Source organism: Blastopirellula sp. SH421 (genome assembly GCF_057808535.1).
Map to the genome: position 1 here is coordinate 2,839,370 of NZ_CM173712.1, position 18,638 is coordinate 2,858,007.

Consider the following 18,638-nt stretch of genomic DNA (forward strand, 5'->3'; position numbering starts at 1 on the left):
GGCTCGGTTGAGCCCAAGGTATTGCGGAGAAAACGCATCTCGCTGGGCGTTCAACCGAATGTCTATGGTCTAAATCGTAGCTCTTTTTCCGTTAAATTGGATCCCCAATTGCGCTCAACCCGCAGATGCGTGTAAAGTAAAAAATAGATAAAACGAATCGTTAATTTGTGGTTGATTCTGGGTTAGTGAATCACCGGACAGACGTCAAACCACTGGCGACCCTGTTTGGCCATCCAATCAGCGGACGGTTCGGGGCCCCAAGCGCCTCCTTCGTACGTCATCAATTTGGGCGCAGCGGGGCTATTCCACGCCGCCAGGATGGGGTCGACAATTCCCCAAGCAAGTTCGACTTCGTCGCTGCGTGCGAACAGGCTTGCATCTCCCTGGATCGCATCCAGCAGCAGTCGTTGATAAGCGTCAGGCAGATCGCCAGCAAACTGGCGGCGGAAGCGGAAGTCGAGATCGGTGGTTCGGGTTCGCATGCCGGCATCCGGGACTTTGCTTTGGATGTGCATTTGAAGTCCTTCGGCCGGCTGAATCTGAATGACCAGACGGTTTCCTTCCATCGATTCGCAATGCTCAAACAGGGTGAGCGGCGGTTCTTTGTACTGGATGACGATCTGCGTGGTGCGGCAAGACATCGCTTTGCCGCTGCGCAGATAGAACGGAACCCCATTCCAACGCCAATTGTCGATCCACAGTTTCAGTGCGGTAAAGGTGGCCGTTTTGCTGTCGGCCGGAACTCCCTCTTCCTGGAGATAGCCTTTGTATTGGCCGCGCAATGTGTTTTGGGCAAAGTCGGCGCCGGTCATCGGGCGAACCGCCTCCAGCACTTTGACCTTTTCGCCGCGGACCATGTCGGCGTCAAATCGGACCGGAGATTCCATCGCCGTAATCATCATTAACTGCAGCAGATGATTTTGCACCATATCGCGCATGACGCCTGAGGTGTCATAATATCCGCCGCGGCGACCCACTACGACTTCTTCGGCCACGGTGATTTGCACGTGGTCGATATAGTTGCGGTTCCAGAGCGGCTCAAAAATCGAGTTGCCAAACCGCAGGACCAACAAATTTTGAACCGTCTCTTTGCCCAGATAATGGTCGATACGGTAAACGTGATCTTCGGCAAAGACTTTGTGGACGTCGATATTTAGTTGCTGGGCGGTGGTCAGATCGGTGCCGAATGGTTTTTCGATTACCACGCGGCGCGGGCCTTGCGATTGGTCCGCCATCCCCGCCGCGCCGATCATTGCGACCGCGATGGGATAAAGCTTAGGCATGGTAGAGAGATAGTAGATGCGCGTCGACTTACCGCCTTCTAATTCATTGAGGAAGGTCGCCAGGCGGTCCATATCGGCTGAATCTTGCAGGTCGCCCGGCTGATAAAAGACCTGCGCTGCGAACTCACTCCAGACTTTGTCGTCAAATAGTTCTCCGCAGAACTGCTTGGTCGTTTTTTCTAAGTCGACCCGCCAGGCATCATGCGTGAACTCGGTCCGCGAAACGCCAACCACGCGCGTCGCTTCGGGGAGACGCCCTTTGCGATGCAGTAGGTACAGAGCAGGGATCAGCTTCCGGCTGGTCAAGTCGCCGGAAGCTCCAAAGATCACAATCGTATGCGACATAGGGAGTGGGTCTTCAGGGAGAGTAATCGTAAAGAATGCGCGCAATGCAACGCAGCTATTTTATGACTTCTCAGGCGTCCTGCGAAACCCTGTTGTCGACTACTTCAGTCGCTAGCGGATCCTAGAACCGCATCGCCGTAAATCCACCATCGACGTAAATTGTTGCACCGGTGATGAAGCTTCCCGCCTTGGGGGATAAGAGGGTGATCGCCGCCCCTACTAGTTCTTCTGGCTCACCGAAGCGTTTCATCGGCGTTTGCGCCATGATGTTGGAAACGCGATCTTGGTCCAAGATTTTTCGGTTTTGTTCCGCCGGGAAAAACCCAGGGCAGAGCACATTCACGCGTACATTACGCGTCGCGTACTCGCGGGCAACGTTCTGCGACAGATTCACGACTGCCGCTTTTGACGCTGAGTAGGCGAATACGCGCGACAGCGGTAGGTGCGAAGTGACGCTGCCGATGTTCAAAATCGACCCGCCGCCGGGTTGTTCAGCCATCATTGGCGCAAAGATTTGGCAGGCCAAATGCGTACCGGTCAGATTGGTCGCGATGACGCGGTCCCAATCTTCGTCAGTGATTTCTTCGTAAGGTACCGAAGAGTTCACGCCGGCACAGTTGACCAGCATGTCTATCGAGCCGAATTTGTCGAGCGTCACGTCCTTCAATTCGGCCAGCGACGGCCTGCTTACGGCGTCGACCGGTTGGAAAATCGCTTCACCGCCGAGTTCGTGAATGCGGGCCACTTGCGCGTTGCCTCGGCCATTGTTCATTCCAGAGACGACGATGTTGGCGCCGGCTTGGGCTAGGCCTTCAGCAATCGCTCCGCCCAGGACGCCGGTCGCGCCGACAACGATGGCGGTGCGTCCTTTGAGCCCGAACAAGCCTTGCAAATAACTTTCCGACATTTCGATCTTTCTATTTCTGTTCGTAGCCCGAGGCACGCGAGAATTCTCGATTGTCCGAGAATCGGTTGGTGACGATTGACTAGCTCGCGTGTCGAACTAGCCAGACGCGCCCCTCTGGGGCGCGTCTAGGCAACGGTTCATCTGGCATCGTATTATTCACCGAAAATTCAGCAACTTTGCCGCGAATGCGGCGGCGAATCACGGAGCTTGCAAAAGTTGCCTTACTCTTGCGGTTCTTTTCGCAGCTTCAGCCATTCGGCGTGGAAGGTCCCTTCCATGTCGTTTCGCTTGAAGGTGTGAGCGCCAAAGTAGTCGCGCTGAGCCTGCAACAAGTTGGCCGGCAGATCGGCACGGCGATACCCGTCGTAATAGGCCAATGCTCCTGCGAAGGCCGGCGCCGGAACGCCTAGCTTGGCCGCCGTGGCGACCACATTGCGCCAACCGGCTTGCGCCTTAGCGATCGCATCGGTGAAATATGGTGCGAGCAGCAGATTTTCGAGATTCGGATCGGCGTCAAACGCCTCTTTGATCCGGTCCAGGAACTGAGCCCTGATGATGCAACCGCCGCGCCACAGCAGCGCACAATCGCCGTAGTTTAGCGGCCAATCATGCTCGGCCGCGGCAGCTTGCAACTGCACAAAGCCTTGGGCGTAGCTGATGATCTTGGATGCGTACAAAGCGTCGCGGACATGTTCGATAAACTGTTTTTTGTCGCCGCTGAACGTTTCGCTGGGACCTGACAGCACTTTGCTGGCGCGGACGCGAGCTTCTTTGGCCGCTGACAGGCTACGAGCATAAACAGCCGTCGTGACTAGCGTGCTGGGGACGCCTAAGTCAAGCGCCAGTTGGCTCATCCATTTGCCGGTTCCCTTGGCGCCGGCGGCGTCCAAAACCTTGTCGACCAGATAGTCGCCGGTCTTGTCATCTTTGACGCTGAAAATGTCGCGGGTAATTTCGATCAGGTAGCTCTGCAGGAAGCCGCGGTTCCATTCATCGAAGACGTCGTACAGTTCTTCGTTGGTCAGGCCGATGCCATGCTTCAGCAGGAAGTAGGCTTCGCAGATCATCTGCATGTCGCCGTACTCGATGCCGTTGTGGACCATCTTCACGTAGTGACCGGCGCCGCGTGGACCAACCCATTCGCAACACGGAATGTCGTCGTTTGGACCAACTTTGGCGGCGATTGCTTGGAAGATTTCTTTCAGCTCGGGCCAAGCCGCTTCGCTACCGCCTGGCATCAAGCTCGGACCCTTCAGTGCTCCTTCTTCACCGCCAGAAACGCCGGTTCCTGAGTAGAGCAGCCCCTGCTCTTCGACATACTTGGTGCGACGTTCGGTATCGCTGTACAGCGTGTTACCGCCGTCAATGATGATATCCCCTTTGTCCATCAGCGGAATCAACTGATCGATGATCGAATCGACGGCTGGACCCGCTTTGACCAACATCATCACTTTGCGGGGAGTCTTTAGCGACTTGACCATGTCTTCCAGAGTGTGGCAGCCGACAAACTTTTTGCCGGCGGCGCGACCGGCGATAAACTCGTCGGTCTTTTCGGTCGTGCGATTGTAGACGGCGACACTATAGCCGCGGCTTTCGACGTTCAAAGCGAGGTTCTCGCCCATGACGGCCAAACCGATCAAACCGAAATCACATTTTTCGGACATGGTTGTTCAACTTTCCTACAAGATGTCGTTGGTCAGGCGCGGTAAATCGCTACTGGCGGATACTTCAAAAATTGTGGTGTAATTTAGTCTTAGTCTTCAACAGGCCAACTGGGACGCGACGGCAAATAGCGATCAAATTCGTCGAGCAACGCTTTTTGATAGTCCCCGGCGAATTGACCGCTGAGGAACTTATCAATCGCTTCGGCTTCAAATCGCTTCCAGCTATTTTCCTCGTCACCCGGGTTGATCGGGTAGAAGAGGCAGTTGTTGGCCTTTGCTGCGGCGTAGTCGCCGGGGGCGTCGCCAATCATCAAGGTATGATTTTCGGCGTACTTGGTCGCGTTGGTCAGAGTCTCTTTTTTGTTGCCTGCTTCCTGGCCGCAGATCGCGGTGACATATTTCTCTAGGTCATGCTCGGCCCATTCCGCTTCGAGCGCTTCGTTGGGCGTGGCTGAAATGACCAGCATGTCAGCGTTATCTTTCAGCTTTTCCAGCGACTGACGAACGTACGGAAACGGCGGGACGCCGCGAACCATGCCCGCGATCATCTCGTTGACCGCGACCGACCATTCCAGGCAATGCTTGAGTTCAGCGTCCCCTGTTTCGGCAACTTTCTTTTCGAGCGCCGGATTGCCGAGCTTCGTTTCTTCTTTGACCCACTTGGCGATGGACTGCGGAATCTTGATGTCATAGCCGCGAGCTTTGACCTCGGGACGTTTGCCGAGCCACTCGAGCGCTTCGATCAAAGCCGGAAAGCGATTGATGCCGCGGCTCTTTGAATAGAGATTGACGAACTCAGCTGCCTCTCGGGCATACTTGCTGACCCCTTGCAGCTCGTAGTAGTTGATGATGTTTGGGATGAAGCATTCTTTGTGCTTCAGTTCCATCGTGTCAAAAACGCAGCCGTCGGAGTCGATGCCAACGAGAAACTTTTTGCTCGGTTCAATTTGATAGGTCATCGTCTTGGATCAATTTTGAGGGGTGTGATGGGTGAAAACGCCAACTTCGGCCGATGTTACTTCGGCACCTTTTGGCGATCTGCTTGCGGCACATAAGCAGGCAGCTTCTGCTCTGCGAACATTGGCTGAAGCCGCGTCATCCGCTGGCGCCCGTCGATCATCGGCAACGAAATCATTCCTTCGCCAAGCAGCGGTTTGGCGTAGCGAATAAAGTCATCGGTCACATCGTAACCGTTGGCCGTGATCCATTCTTTCGGGAAGGTTCGTTCGCTGTTAGCGACCTCAGACAACGGGGCTTTGTCGTAACGAACGCTGTATACCGGGCCTTCGTTTCGCAAGATGGTCGACATATAGCCCGACTCACGATTCGAGGCCAATAGCGCCGCGGTCTGTCCGGCGTGATACGCTTCTTCCAGGTCGACGCTTGACGCATAGGCCATCGCGTGACGTTGATCGGTGCCAGAAACGTTGCAGCGTGCGGCGCCCTTGGCGGCCAGGCCGTTTTGGTTCAGATAGTTGGTCACCGTCTGTGCGACGGTGATCTGGCTTGAGCTGAACGAAGTGTGCCCAAACGAATCTTTCACTTCGCCGATGTCGCCAACGTTAAAACCTTCGCTGATGACGACCATGCAGCGGCCATCTTTTTTTAGCTGTTCATTCACATTCTGGTGCAACTCTTCTAGCGAGCACGGCGACTCGGCTAGATAGATCTGCAGCGGCATCTCGCGATTTGGATCCGCCAAACGAGCCGCCGCTGGGATGTAGCCAATCTTGCGGCCCATTGCCTGCATCACCAGCACCGGATCGGCCGGGCTGCTGCCGTTGTTTTCTTCGTTGGCGTACTGAACCATATGCATCCAGTACTTGGCGGTCGACGCATAGCCGGGCGTATGGTCAATCAGCTTGAATTCGCTGTCGCCGACGTCATTGTCGATCGTCTTTGGTCCGCCGATGCCGATCAGGTCGAGACCGCGTTCTTGAGCCATCAACGCCATTTTGTTGGCGGTGTCCATCGAGTCGTTGCCGCCGATATAGATAAAGTAGCCGATGTTGTGAGCTTTGAAGATTTCGATGACACGATCGAAATCTTCGTTTTGCCATTCCTTCAGCTTGTAGCGGCAAGTACCGATCGAACCGGCGGCCGGTGTGTAACGGAGCAGCGAAATTTCGTCGGCCGGCTGATCCGAAAGATTAATCAACTCTTCTTTCAGTACGCCCTCGATCCCATGATGCGCTCCGTAGACCGTCCCGATGTTGTCCAGATCGCGGGCCATCTCAATGATGCCGCGTAGCGTGTTGTTAATCACTGGACTCGGCCCGCCGCTTTGGGCGACGATCATATTCTTGGGAGCGCTCATTTCGTGAACTCAAACAGCAAAGGGGCGTAAGAAATCAGTGCACTCCGCTCCTCTGGGCGAAGAGAGAGCCGCGACAAAACCGCTAATTTTAGACGACTCAAAAGAACCGGACAATTAGGGGCGAGCTAACCCAGGCAAGCGCCAAAGATTGCGGGATTGGGGAGGGGATTGGGTTGTTAGTAGCAAACCGGGCCGAAATGAGCGTCGATGGGCCGCTTTTGAGAGGCGTGGGGATGGGCGCCCAGAAGAGTTAGGAAATGACTAATTTCTAGTGACTAATGTCGAATTCTGAAAAAAGGAGATTCTCGTCTAGATTAGACATTGATCCTTGGACATTCGTCATTTGGCTTCCTAAACCGTTGTCTTCCGCCCTGCTCTGGCATAGGCTCCCAGCAGTTTCAGGACGTGACGTCCTGCTTGCTGTTTATCACCGCCGGCCGAGGCGTTGCAAACCGAGCCGGCGATTTCGGCGATTTCGGGATATCCGTAGACTTCGCTACAGCGATAGATGAAATGGCTTAAGCGTCCCGCTTCGGGCCAGTTTTTTTCTTTGACCGCAGCGACCAGATCGTCGATGTGAGGAGTCAGGCCGTCCAAAAACTTTTGTACACGGACATTATCCAACGCAATCCGGAGCGACATGCCCGAGATGTCAGGCAACTTTGTATCGGCCAAGATAAAGTGCTCCTGCTAGGCTTTTGGCGAGAACGTAAAACGCTTACGCCGCCTTGGCGAGTCGAATGAAGTCGCGCGATTGCTCGGCGGTTGGTTTTAACAGTTCAGAGACCAGCATCAGAGAGAGTGAGGCATCAAACAGTCGTTCGCGATGTCGAATTACCAAATGCCGCTGGGCGCCGCGGATCTTGTCGAGCTCTAGATGAATCGCCTGAGCAGCGCGAGCGCGAACAAATCCGCGGAATTCGGCGTCCGACATGTCACGGCATTCGTCATCCAGGCGCCGCTTTACTAGGGGAATCGCCGCGGTGGCGATTTTGGCGGATAGTTCCGCGATCATCCGACGTCGGCTGTTTCCCCAAGGGTTCAACCAATCCATGGCGTTCCCCTCCTCTATTTAGGCAGTGTGATTAAAAGCGTGTCGCTGCGGCGTAGGCGCCGGTTTGACACATCTCCAATGTTCGAACCATCCGCCCCAAAGCAATCAAAGTTCTCGCCGCACGTCTAGTTAATCCGCACAGCGAATTAAGGCCGTTGATAACTTTCGTAACATTTAGATCAAGCTGAACGATCATGCCGCCGATATTAAAACCTATCGCTAACGAAGCAATCGTTACGACCGGAACTGCTACCGCCACTTGACCAGCAGCAGCAGTTTCCCTAAGTTTGCGTGAATACAAATGACACGGCGCCGTAGCCAAGTGGCTAAGGCAGTGGATTGCAAATCCACCATCCCCGGTTCGAATCCGGGCGGCGCCTCTTATTAAACCCAAGTCATATAACGACTTGGGTTTTTTTATGCGCAGTCGAAAACGATGGAAAAGGGGTTCTTTTTAGAAGAGTTTGACTAGCTTTTCTGGCTTGCCAAGAGCTGCTGTCTTGCCCTGGATTCCAGGTGAGTCTCGTCCTATTTGGTGGGACTGTTGTGCGGTCTAAAGCAGCATGCGGGATGCCCTAAATGGGATCTCCCTTTAATGGGGGTGTTCTGGTGCATCTCCTTGCTGGTTGGCAGTAGCTCGCCTTCTACTTGCTCCGCACGGCGGGTCTTGCGCGGCTAGTCCGAGAGATTTCCTCCCCAGCGGACGTTTCGGTAGGTAGACTTAATGAGCCTAGACCGAATATCTTGCCTAACTCCTCGCTGTCGAAATTTGCATGTCCCGATCTGACGATGCTCAGCCCCAAGATACGTCCTTCGCCGCGACCATGGCGCACAGCGGCAGCGGTGATTTCTCGAAAGAGCAGAGAGATATTGCGATGTCCGCATTAATTTTGCGGATGGGCGTTTTGACCGAACGTCAACTTGCCCATGGGTTTGCGACCTGGACCATCCACGGCAGTCTGCCGATCAATGAGCATCTGCTGGCGATGGGCCTGATTGATGATGCGACCAACAAACGCCTAATCGCCAGTTCGCCTGGCTTGTTGAAAGAAATCGAGCCAGGCAACGAGCGTCATTCTTCGGTCGAATGTGTCGTGGCGCAAACGCTAGATTCGATCGATCCCTCTGGCACAATCGCACGATTGATGGGGATTCGAGCGGTGGCCGGAGCAGGTGCAAATGACGTGACCGGATTCCGCTCGTCGACGGCGCGCTATCGATTGCTGCGCAAATTGGGACAAGGAGGGCTAGGACGCGTCTGGCTTGCTTTCGACGAACATCTGAAACGTCCTGTCGCCGTCAAAGAAATTACCGCGGCCAACAATACCCTCGCCCAAGAGCGGTTTCGCCGCGAAGCCGAGATCACCGGCCGATTAGAGCACCCCGGTATCGTGCCGATCTATCAGTTGGGAGAAGATGCGAGCACTGGCGAAGCCTTTTATGCGATGCGTTTTCTCGGCAAGCAGACGCTGCATGACACCATCATGGAATACCATGAACGCCGTAGCGAAGGAGACCACGATCCGATGCTGTTGCGGCGGTTGTTGACGGACTTTGTCAACGTCTGTCAGGCAATCGGCCATGCACATTCGCGCAAGGTCATTCATCGTGATTTGAAGCCTGAGAACGTAGCGATTGACAGCTTTGGTCAGGTGATTGTGATCGACTGGGGAATCGCCAAAGTGGTTGACGAACTGCAGTCGTTCGACAACTTGTCAGGCAGCACGCAAGAATCTAGCGGCAGCGGTCAAAGCACAATGGAAGGCCAGGTTTTAGGAACGCCGTTATACATGGCTCCCGAGCAAGCTGGCGGCCGCATTGATGAGTTGGATGAGCGAACCGATATTTATGGTCTGGGAGCGATCCTATTCGCCATTCTCACTGGTGCGGCGCCTCACGAATACACGCGAGAGTCGACAAAATCCACAAGTAGCCGAGAGCTACTAACCGCCATTGCAGGTAGCCCCTCTCCACACGCGGTAAGCATGAATCCTGACGCCGATCCGGCGCTTGCGGCGATTTGTGCCAAAGCGATGTCTCGTCGTCAGTATGCGCGCTATCAAACGGCGACTGATCTGGCACAGGATATTGAACGCTGGATGGCCGGCGAGCATGTTTCGGCTTATCGCGAACGACCCGCCCAACGTTTGGCTCGCTGGATTCAAAACCACCGGATCATGTCCCAGGCAATCGGCTTTTTGGTGGTGACCGGCATTGTGGGACTGACGGTGATGATCGTCGCTACGCATCAAGCGCAGCGAGCCAGTCGGCAAATTCGTTTTGATGAAATGCAAGCCTACAAACGCGAGCTAGAAATCCAGCTGCGCTCGACGGCCGAGCAAGTGTCAAAAGATGCTCGCTTTATGTCCAATCTGCCGCCGATTCAGGCGTTAATCCCAGCGGAAGCAGACGCTGCGGTCGGCGATACTGAGGAGGTTTTAAAGAGCCAGCTCGAAATGATCTACGAAGAATTCTTGCGAGCAAATCCTGACTATGTGTCGATCGCGTACATGAAGATGTCTGAAGAAGCAGCGACCGATATTGTGCGCGTTGAGCGCAACATTAGTGACCCCGCCTATATTCGCCGCGTTCCCTCTAGCCGGCTGACGACCTTTGAAGAGCAAGGGACGCTGCAACAAGCCAGAGAGCTTGATCGCGGCGATATCCAGTTAGTGTTGCGAGACGCGAATGATGATCCGCTCGACCAGGTCGACGACGGAGTTCGTCTATTCGCCGCGACACCCGTGTACGACGAGGAGAAAGGAAATCTGTTTGGCGTGGTGGTCGTGCAGATCGATCTTTTGCATCGGCTGACTAAATTTTTGGAACGCGTCGATCAAGCGACGGCGATCATCAGCGTGACCGATGGCGAGGGTAACCTTTGGATCAGCGATGAGCCCGGCGTCGGCGTCTTTGCAAGCAACCAATTAACGTCCGTCCTGACACAACTGCCTGAGCTGAAGGATTTTTTCAGCAACCAGCAGGAGTCACGCCGAATCAACACCGCTAACGGAGTGGTCGCGACCAAGTTGAGACTCGATCGGTTTGATGACAAGACGATGGTCGGCGTAGTGTTGCAGTTGATCGAGAAGTAGGTAGAGAGAACGAAAGCCGAAAGCGGAGTGCGAGAACTTTTGTTCGCGGCTTCTGTGGCTGCTGAGGCTCGCCGGCTTGGGATGTTAATTAGGGTCATTCGTGCGCTAATGTGTTGGATCTTACCGAAATTAAAGCGCTCGGCGTGGTAATTTGTTTCGGATGTAAGTGATCACGCTGCCCCCTCCCTTTGCTTTCCCACCAGATTTGCTGCTGTAGGTCCCCTGCAGTGCTTCATGCCCCTTTGATTGCCTCGTTTTCCTCTCTAGATACGCGACAACCCGAAATTTGTTGATTTATCAATCAATTGTCCAGGTTCCTTCTTAGAGGTAATTGGTTTTAGGCTAAAATTTATCTAGCGAACCAATTAAAGTGGGTGATCTGTCGCCTGTTTGGATGCCGAGAAAGTCGTGGAAATTGTCGAAAACCTTTGTCGAGTAATTGCTTAGCTATATGGAAACAAACGGAATTCGCACGCTGCATTGCCTTGTTTTGATCTCTTGCGGCTTGGTCTTCGCCCCGCTATTGGGATGCGGTTCGACAACCAGCGAACCCGCCAAGGCGCCGCCGCCCACCGTGACGATCGCTCAACCTGTCAAAAAGGGGATCGTAGAGTGGGACGCCTACACAGGGCGGCTTGACCCGATCGAGTATGTCGAAATCCGGGCTCGCGTCAGTGGGTATCTGCAGTCAATTCACTTTGACGAAGGTCAACTGGTGCAAGCCGGCGATCTGCTGTTTGTGATCGACACGCGCCCTTTTGTCGCTGAACTGAACGGCGCCAAAGCGGCCCTGAACCAAGCCCAGTCACAACTGGCCCAAGCCAACGCTCAATCGCAAGAAGCGAAAGCACAGCAGCAACAAGCCGACGCAGGTCTGCAATTGGCCGACGCTCGCGTCAAACGGACCCGCTCGCTGAGAACTTCAGCGGCTGTCTCGCAGGATGAACTGGACCAGAGCGAAGCCGAGATCCTCCAAGCACAAGCGGACGTCGCCGCCGCCGAAGCGGGGATGGGACTCGCTTCGGCCGGGATCGCAACGGCACGAGCCGCGATCGAAGCGGCGGAAGCCGGCGTCGAAACTGCCGAGTTGAATCTGAGCTATACCCAAATTCATGCACCAGTCTCGGGGCGGATCAGCCGCGAATATGTCACCGAAGGCAACTTGGTCAGCGGCGGTACAGCGACTTCGACGCTGTTGACCACCATCACTTCGATCGAACCGATTTACTGCACGTTTGATGTCAACGAACAACAGGCGCTCAAGTACATTCGTCTGGCTCAATCGGGCAAACGCGAAAGCTCGCGCGTCGCCAAAAATCCGGTCTATCTAGGATTGGCCGACGAAGCGGGATTTCCGCATCAAGGGCACATGGATTTTGTTGACAACCGCTTTGATTTGAACACCGCCAGTATGCGAGTTCGCTGTATCTTTCGGAACGAATCGCACGTATTGGTGCCAGGCATGTTTGCCCGGGTCCGCTTGCCAGGCAGCGCCGCTTACGAAGCCGTGTTGATCCCCGATTCGGCGATCGCCACCGATCAGTCAACGCAGTACGCCTATATTGTGGCCGATGGAAAAGTCGAACGCCGCGACCTGTCGCTGGGCCCCATCGTCGATGGACTGCGGGTTGTTCGGGAAGGATTAACCGGTGAAGAATCGCTTGTGATTCAAGGGATACTGTTGGTTCGTCCAGGCTCCGAGGTAGTGACGAAGCAGGAAACGATTCAGATTGTAGAAGATGGGCTGCCGGATACGTATGTCCCATTACCGCCAGACCAGTGGATTTCGGCGGGGCTTTCTTCGTTGCAGAACGGGGACGAAACCGCCAAAGCGACACTGGAGAAGCGAGAGGGCGTCCAATGAAGTTTCCGCACTTTTTTATCGAGCGGCCGATTTTCGCAGCGGTGCTTTCGTTCATCATTGTCCTGGTGGGCAGCATCACCTATCTGACGCTGCCGGTCTCGCAGTACCCAAACGTCGCACCTCCTACGGTTTTGGTTCGCGCCAGCTATCCGGGCGCAACTCCGCAGGTGATCGCCGACACCGTGGCGACGCCGATTGAGCAAGAGATGAACGGCGTGGACGACATGCTGTACATGGAGTCTTCCTCCAGCGCTGACGGCACGATGCAGTTAACGGTGACCTTTAAGCTGGGAACCGATCTTGATGACGCCCAGGTGCTGGTCCAAAACCGAGTCGCGGTCGCGTTGCCGCGGTTGCCAGAATCGGTGCGCCAGATCGGCGTGACTACGACCAAACAGATCCCAGACATGCTGCTGGTGGTCCATCTCAATTCGCCTGATAAAAGCCGCGATCAGCTTTACATCAGCAATTATGCGTTCCTCCGGGTTCGCGATGCGCTGATGCGATTGGATGGGGTGGGCGATATTCGCATCGCCGGCGGTAATGAATACGCGATGCGCGTCTGGCTTGATATCGAACGGATGACCTATCTCGATCTCAGCGCCAGCGATGTTGTCAATTCGATCCGCGGTCAAAACGTGCAAGTCGCCGCCGGCGTGATTGGCCAGCCGCCGATCGACGAATCGGGCGCCTTTCAGCTTAACGTGACGACGCAGGGACGATTGACCCATCCTGAAGAGTTTGAGCAAATCATTGTGAAGCGGGGAGAAGATGGTCGCGTGACGCGACTGGGCGACATCGCACGCTTAGAACTTGGCGCTCAAGACTATTCCCGCATCAGTTACCTGGATGGTAAGCCGGCCATCTCCGTCATCGTCTACCAGCGGCCAGGCACCAACGCGGTCGACACTGCGAACCAAGTCAAACGCACGATGGCCGAGCTGGACAAGGATGCTCCGCAAGGAGTCGCTTACGAGATCGCTTATAACCCGACCGACTTTGTCGAAGAATCAATTGCCGAAGTTTTTGATACGTTGGTTATCACGACTGTTCTGGTCGTGCTGACGGTCTTTCTGTTTTTGCACGGATGGCGCCCGACGATTATTCCGGTGATTGCGATTCCGATTTCGCTGATCGGCACCTTCGCGGCGATGCAATCGTTGGGAGTGACGCTCAACACGCTATCGCTGTTTGGTTTGGTGCTGGCCATTGGGATCGTTGTGGATGACGCGATCGTGGTGGTCGAAAATGTAGAACGCCTGATCGGTGAAGGGATGGAGCCGCGCGCTGCGACGCATAAAGCGATGGACGAGGTCGGATCAGCGCTGATCGCAACCACATTGGTTTTGATCGCGGTGTTTGTCCCGACCGTGTTCGTTCCCAGCATCAGCGGGAAGTTTTATCAGCAATTTGCGTTGACAATCGCCATTTCAACCGCGTTTTCGACCTTTGTATCGTTAACGCTTAGCCCGGCGATGTGTGCGTTGTTGCTACGCCCCAAAGACGCCGAAGTGAAAGGTTTCTTTGACCGCACCGGTGATTTCCTGTTTGGTTGGTTTTTCCGCTGGTTCAATCGAACCTTTGACTACACCAGCAACTTGTACGCGCGGATAATTGCCGGCACAATCCGTGTCTCCGCCGTGGTGTTGGTTGGTTATGTCGGTTTGTTGGTATGCACTTGGTATAGCTTTGGTATGGTCCCAACCGGATTTATTCCGCCGCAGGATCAAGGCTACGTCATCATCAGTATCCGCTTGCCGGATGGAGCGGCCCTGGCCCGGACCGACATTGTGACGAAGAAAGTCGCCGAGATCGGCCGTAAAGTGGATGGTGTCGCGCATGCGATCGGAATCGCCGGTTTGTCAGGTTCGACCTTTTCGATCAGTCCCAGCGCCGCGGTGACCTTCCTGCCCTTAGAAGACTCCAAAGAACGTAGCGCTCGCGGTCGTGATTTAAACGCGATTGTCGCCGATCTACGAAAAGAAATGAGTCAGATCAATGAAGCGGAGATCTTTGTGATTCAGCCTCCGCCGGTTCGTGGGATTGGCCGCGGCGGCGGATACAAACTGTACATTCAGGATCAACGCGGAGCTGGGCTCGACGCACTGCAAGAAGTGACCAATCAGATGATCGCCGACGCGAATCAGCAACCGGGTCTTGTACAGGTCTATTCCAACTTTCGGCTGAGCGTGCCGCAAATCTTTGTCGACGTTGACCGAACCAAAGCCGAGATGTTGGAGGTTCCTGTCAGCGATGTGTTTACGGCGCTGCAAATTTATCTCGGTTCGCTCTATGTGAACGACTTTAACTTCCTTGGTCGAACCTATCGCGTGACTGCCCAGGCAGAGCCAGAGTTTCGCGATGAGCCGTCCGATATTTTGCAACTGCGGACTCGCAGCGAGCGTGGCTCCAGCGTCGCGTTGGGATCGCTCGTTCAGTTGAAACGCGTTACCGGGCCCGATCGTCTGGTTCGTTACAATCTGTATCCGGCGGCCGATATCAGCGGCGATACGGTGGCCGGTTATAGTACCGGTCAGTCGCTAGCGACCATCGAAGAACTTGCCGACAAAAATCTTCCGCCAGGCTTCGGCTATGCGTGGACCGATATTGCGTTTCAAGAACGTCAGGCCGGCAATACGATCATCTTCCTATTTCCGCTGGCGGTATTGTTCGTCTTTTTGACGTTGGCCGCTCAGTACGAAAGTTGGATTTTGCCGCTGGCGATCATCTTGATCGTGCCGCTCTGCTTGTTGTTCGCGATCATTGGCATCTGGTTTCGTGGGATGGACAACAACATCCTCACGCAGATCGGCTTTATCGTGCTGATCGGCTTGGCCTGTAAGAACGCGATTTTGATCGTCGAGTTCGCCAAGGCCGAAGAAGACGCCGGCAAAAATCGCTTTGATGCGGCGGTCAGCGCTTGTCGACTTCGGCTTCGCCCGATCTTGATGACGGCGTTCTCGTTTATTCTCGGCGTGATTCCGCTGCTGGTCGCAACCGGCGCTGGTTACGAAATGCGTCGCGTTTTGGGAACCGCCGTTTTCGCCGGCATGCTGGGCGTCACGATCTTCGGCTTGTTTTTGACGCCGGTGTTTTATGTGGTGCTGCGAAAGTTTGCTCGGCTGCCGAAGGCAGTGTCGGACGCGTCATCGAAGTAAGCTTGGACGCAACGCTTACGCTGCGGGCAAGTTTGGTGTCCCGCAGCGTTTCTCGGACGGCGGCTCACGCGACCAGTTCCTCATCCAGATGACACACCGCATAAACCGGTGGCAATTGCGTAGAGAAGCTGCGCCATGACTCGCCGCGATCGCTGGACGTAAACAGGCTGCCGCCGGCCGTGGTTAGCGCCATGTGATCGCCGTTTAGCGCCAGGCCATGTCGAAAGGCGAAGTCGTAAAAATGCTCCTGCGGCAGGCCTTCACGATATTGTCGCCAAGTCTTTCCGCCGTCGGTCGTTTGGGCGACAAACAACTTGCGATCGATGGCCACGCGTACTTCATCCGCGATCGCGGGAACGACCCAAGCGACATCGCCGTCGAGCGGATCGACTTGGATTGCAAAACCAAACTTCACTCCAACGTCCGATTGCGAGACGTCGCGCCAGTTAGCGCCATAATCATCACTATGAAACACGCCACAATGATTTTGTTGCCACAGCTTGTGCGGTTGGCTGCGGCACTGCACCAGTAGGTGCGGATCGTGCCCTAGCTCGGCATGGGGGTTGGGCATAAAGTCTGCCCTCAGCCCTTTGTTTTTGGGGTTCCATGATTGGCCGCCGTCGAGCGACTCAAAGACTCCAGAGCAGCTAACGCCGACTAGCAGATGATTGTCGTCGCTGGGATCAACGCAAATGCTGTGGATACCGGCCTCGTCGCGTCCCCCGCCAAACCAAAATTCGGGACGCGAAGGATGATTCCAAAGCGACTCATTCAACGTGATCACCGCGCCATGTTCGGTTGCGATAAACAGACCGCCTGGCTCACTGCCAAGATAAAACTGTCCCGGTTGTTGATCGCTCGGAAAGCCAAATCCCCACAGATATTTCAACACGGCTGGCGTGCCGGGGCGAATTTCGCTTCCTTCTGGATATTTGGGCGGATCAAGCTCGGTCCAGCTTTTTCCTAGATCGGCCGAACGTTGTAATTTGACGCCCCAGTGACCATGGTCCAAACAGGCATACAGCATCCCATCCCGCGGATCCTGAGCAGCTAGAGAAACTCGTGCACCGAGAAACGACTCGCTTTGCAGCTCAAACCGATCCCCATGATCATGGACCAACAGCAGACCTTTGCGCGTAGATAGGGCAAGCAGCGACATGGATTAACCTCCGGATAGAGCCTGCATGATAAATAAACGAGATGCGCCAGCGGTCGAATCACTCAGATGCCGGCGATCACGAATAAATTGCTCGTCGAGAAAGAGGTTCACATGTTGCCGTAGCGAGCCATCTTCATGACGCAGATACGAGTCGATCCCCGGCACAAGCTTGGCCAGTTGATCAAGCGCCTCAGCGACCGTCGGCGCGTCGACTTCGACCGACTGTGGCAGTAAGATCAGACGGCGCAAATGGGAAGTGAATTGGACTTCGAGCATAAAAACGTTGTTTGCGAACCTGCGGGGCGAAGCCGTTATGATTTCGTCTGTAGCGTTCGTTTGCAAGAAAGAAAAAAGGGGCGATCGGTTGGGGCAGGTAACCGATCGACCCCCAAAGATTGCCGCCTGCGTGCAGCGGGCGGCAAGTTGTTAGAATGTTGACGCAGTGGAACGACCAATGTCGTGCATAGACTGTCCCTTGGGTGGGGCGGTCGTTCCTTTGCTAAACATGCTATCGTCATTTTGCGGGTAGCCGCTTTAGCGCAAAAACGCAAGAAACTCCCCATCTCGGGAGTTTGATAGTGACTCAATAAGAAGTGAAACGTCGCTGCATTAATGCCGATTACGGGCGCCAATGTGTTTACTATTGGATTGGTGGGCTGTCAGCGATCGACACTCCGAAAACTGGCAATGGATGAAATGAATAACGAAGCAGCGATGGAAATGACTCGACCGTTGTCGGCGCCGTTGAAGATTGGTCCGATCGAATTAGATTTTCCCGTCGTTCAGGCGGCGCTATCCGGCTACAGCGATATGTCGATGCGTGTGATGGCGCGCCGCTTTGGCGCTTCGTATGCGGTCTGCGAAGTGATGCTTGATCAATTTCTGGTGACCTTCAAAGACCGCAGCAAAAACCGGCACTTTCTTGCGATCGCTGACGAAGAGCATCCTGTTGGCGGACAACTGATGGGCGCCGAGCCGATCCAGTTTGCCGCGGGCGCCGTCAAGCTGGTCGAGGCCGGTTACGATGTGATCGACATCAATTTTGGTTGCCCCGTCCGCAAAGTTTTAGGGCGTTGCCGCGGCGGCTTTCATCTCAGTCAGCCCGAAGTGGCGCTCGAGATCATCGCGCGGACCCGCGATGCGACGCCGCCAGAGATCCCGGTCACCGTCAAAATGCGCCGCGGCATCGACGACACCGCCGAGAGCCGCGACAACTTCTTCCGCATTCTCGACGGCGCCTATGAGCTAGGCGTCGCCGCGATCACCGTTCACGGCCGCACGGTCCAGCAGCGATACGTGGGGCCAAGTCGCTGGGAGTTTTTGCGTGAAGTGAAACAACATGTCGGCAGCCGCGTGATCCTTGGCAGCGGCGATTTGTTCTGCGCACAAGATTGTTGGGACATGATGCAGCAGACCGGCGTCGACGGCGTCACCGTCGCACGAGGCGCAATCGGCAATCCTTGGATCTTCCAGCAATGCCGAGCCCTCTACGCCGGCGAGCCGTTGCCCCCGCCGCCCACCGTCTTTGAACAGCGCGACGTCATTAACGAACACCTGCGTCTGGCCGACGAACTGTACGGCGAAAAGCGAGGCCTGACCCAGATGCGCAAGTTCGGCATCAAATACTCGTTCCTCCATCCCGAGATGGAAGAGTGCCGCGCCAAGTTCACCAAGATGCGAACCCTCGCCGACTGGCACGCCATCCGCGACACGTTTTATGTAGAAGATCGCCCAGGGCATTACCTAGATCCGCAGATCCATGCAGGGACGTCGGAGTGCGGTTAGAGGTCCG

At 55.2% G+C, this 18,638-nt stretch carries 13 protein-coding genes and 1 tRNA gene; 5 read left to right on the top strand and 9 right to left on the bottom strand.

The features are described from left to right. Positions 1 to 182: 182 nt before the first annotated feature. From zwf to SH421x_RS11740, 7 genes are all read right to left on the bottom strand, one after another. Positions 183 to 1,628 (bottom strand): glucose-6-phosphate dehydrogenase, encoded by a 1,446-nt coding sequence (gene zwf, locus SH421x_RS11710; RefSeq protein ID WP_488855796.1) that lies wholly within the window; start codon positions 1,626 to 1,628, stop codon positions 183 to 185. Positions 1,629 to 1,749: 121 nt separating this feature from the next. Then, positions 1,750 to 2,535: an SDR family oxidoreductase gene (locus SH421x_RS11715; RefSeq protein ID WP_488855797.1), complete on the bottom strand. Its 786-nt coding sequence runs from the start codon at positions 2,533 to 2,535 to the stop codon at positions 1,750 to 1,752. A gap of 221 nt (positions 2,536 to 2,756) precedes the next feature. After that, positions 2,757 to 4,199, bottom strand: coding sequence for a decarboxylating NADP(+)-dependent phosphogluconate dehydrogenase (gene gnd / locus SH421x_RS11720; protein WP_488855798.1), 1,443 nt, complete (start codon positions 4,197 to 4,199; stop codon positions 2,757 to 2,759). Between the two features lie 89 nt (positions 4,200 to 4,288). Beyond that, positions 4,289 to 5,158, bottom strand: coding sequence for an HAD family hydrolase (locus tag SH421x_RS11725; RefSeq protein WP_488855800.1), 870 nt, complete (start codon positions 5,156 to 5,158; stop codon positions 4,289 to 4,291). Between the two features lie 56 nt (positions 5,159 to 5,214). Continuing rightward, positions 5,215 to 6,516: a diphosphate--fructose-6-phosphate 1-phosphotransferase gene (locus SH421x_RS11730; protein WP_488855801.1), complete on the bottom strand. Its 1,302-nt coding sequence runs from the start codon at positions 6,514 to 6,516 to the stop codon at positions 5,215 to 5,217. 351 nt (positions 6,517 to 6,867) lie between these two features. Next, a complete protein-coding gene (locus SH421x_RS11735) occupies positions 6,868 to 7,191 on the bottom strand; it encodes a hypothetical protein (RefSeq protein WP_488855803.1) in 324 nt (107 codons plus the stop codon). 43 nt (positions 7,192 to 7,234) lie between these two features. Beyond that, positions 7,235 to 7,570 carry a hypothetical protein gene (locus tag SH421x_RS11740; RefSeq protein WP_488855804.1) on the bottom strand — a complete coding sequence of 112 codons (336 nt, stop codon included), beginning with the start codon at positions 7,568 to 7,570 and terminating at the stop codon, positions 7,235 to 7,237. Positions 7,571 to 7,878: 308 nt separating this feature from the next. Between SH421x_RS11740 and SH421x_RS11745 the strand changes: the two genes are divergently transcribed. The 4 genes from SH421x_RS11745 to SH421x_RS11760 all read left to right on the top strand — a co-directional run bounded on the left by SH421x_RS11745 (position 7,879) and on the right by SH421x_RS11760 (position 15,687). After that, a tRNA-Cys gene (locus SH421x_RS11745) sits at positions 7,879 to 7,950 on the top strand. A 393-nt stretch (positions 7,951 to 8,343) separates the two neighbouring features. Continuing rightward, on the top strand, positions 8,344 to 10,665 hold the full coding sequence (locus SH421x_RS11750) for a serine/threonine-protein kinase (protein ID WP_488855805.1): 2,322 nt from the start codon (positions 8,344 to 8,346) through the stop codon (positions 10,663 to 10,665). Between the two features lie 451 nt (positions 10,666 to 11,116). Next, positions 11,117 to 12,529: an efflux RND transporter periplasmic adaptor subunit gene (locus tag SH421x_RS11755; RefSeq protein ID WP_488855806.1), complete on the top strand. Its 1,413-nt coding sequence runs from the start codon at positions 11,117 to 11,119 to the stop codon at positions 12,527 to 12,529. Then, on the top strand, positions 12,526 to 15,687 hold the full coding sequence (locus SH421x_RS11760) for an efflux RND transporter permease subunit (RefSeq protein ID WP_488855807.1): 3,162 nt from the start codon (positions 12,526 to 12,528) through the stop codon (positions 15,685 to 15,687). The genes SH421x_RS11755 and SH421x_RS11760 overlap by 4 nt, the downstream gene beginning before the upstream one ends. Before the next feature lie 64 nt (positions 15,688 to 15,751). On the opposite strand, the gene SH421x_RS11765 is transcribed toward SH421x_RS11760, so the two are convergent. Further along, a complete protein-coding gene (locus SH421x_RS11765) occupies positions 15,752 to 16,846 on the bottom strand; it encodes a WD40/YVTN/BNR-like repeat-containing protein (RefSeq protein WP_488855808.1) in 1,095 nt (364 codons plus the stop codon). A gap of 3 nt (positions 16,847 to 16,849) precedes the next feature. Continuing rightward, on the bottom strand, positions 16,850 to 17,122 hold the full coding sequence (locus SH421x_RS11770; protein ID WP_488855809.1) for a MoaD/ThiS family protein: 273 nt from the start codon (positions 17,120 to 17,122) through the stop codon (positions 16,850 to 16,852). Positions 17,123 to 17,542: 420 nt separating this feature from the next. On the opposite strand from SH421x_RS11770, the gene SH421x_RS11775 reads away from it, so the two are divergent. Continuing rightward, a complete protein-coding gene (locus SH421x_RS11775) occupies positions 17,543 to 18,631 on the top strand; it encodes a tRNA dihydrouridine synthase (protein WP_488855811.1) in 1,089 nt (362 codons plus the stop codon). Positions 18,632 to 18,638: the final 7 nt, after the last annotated feature.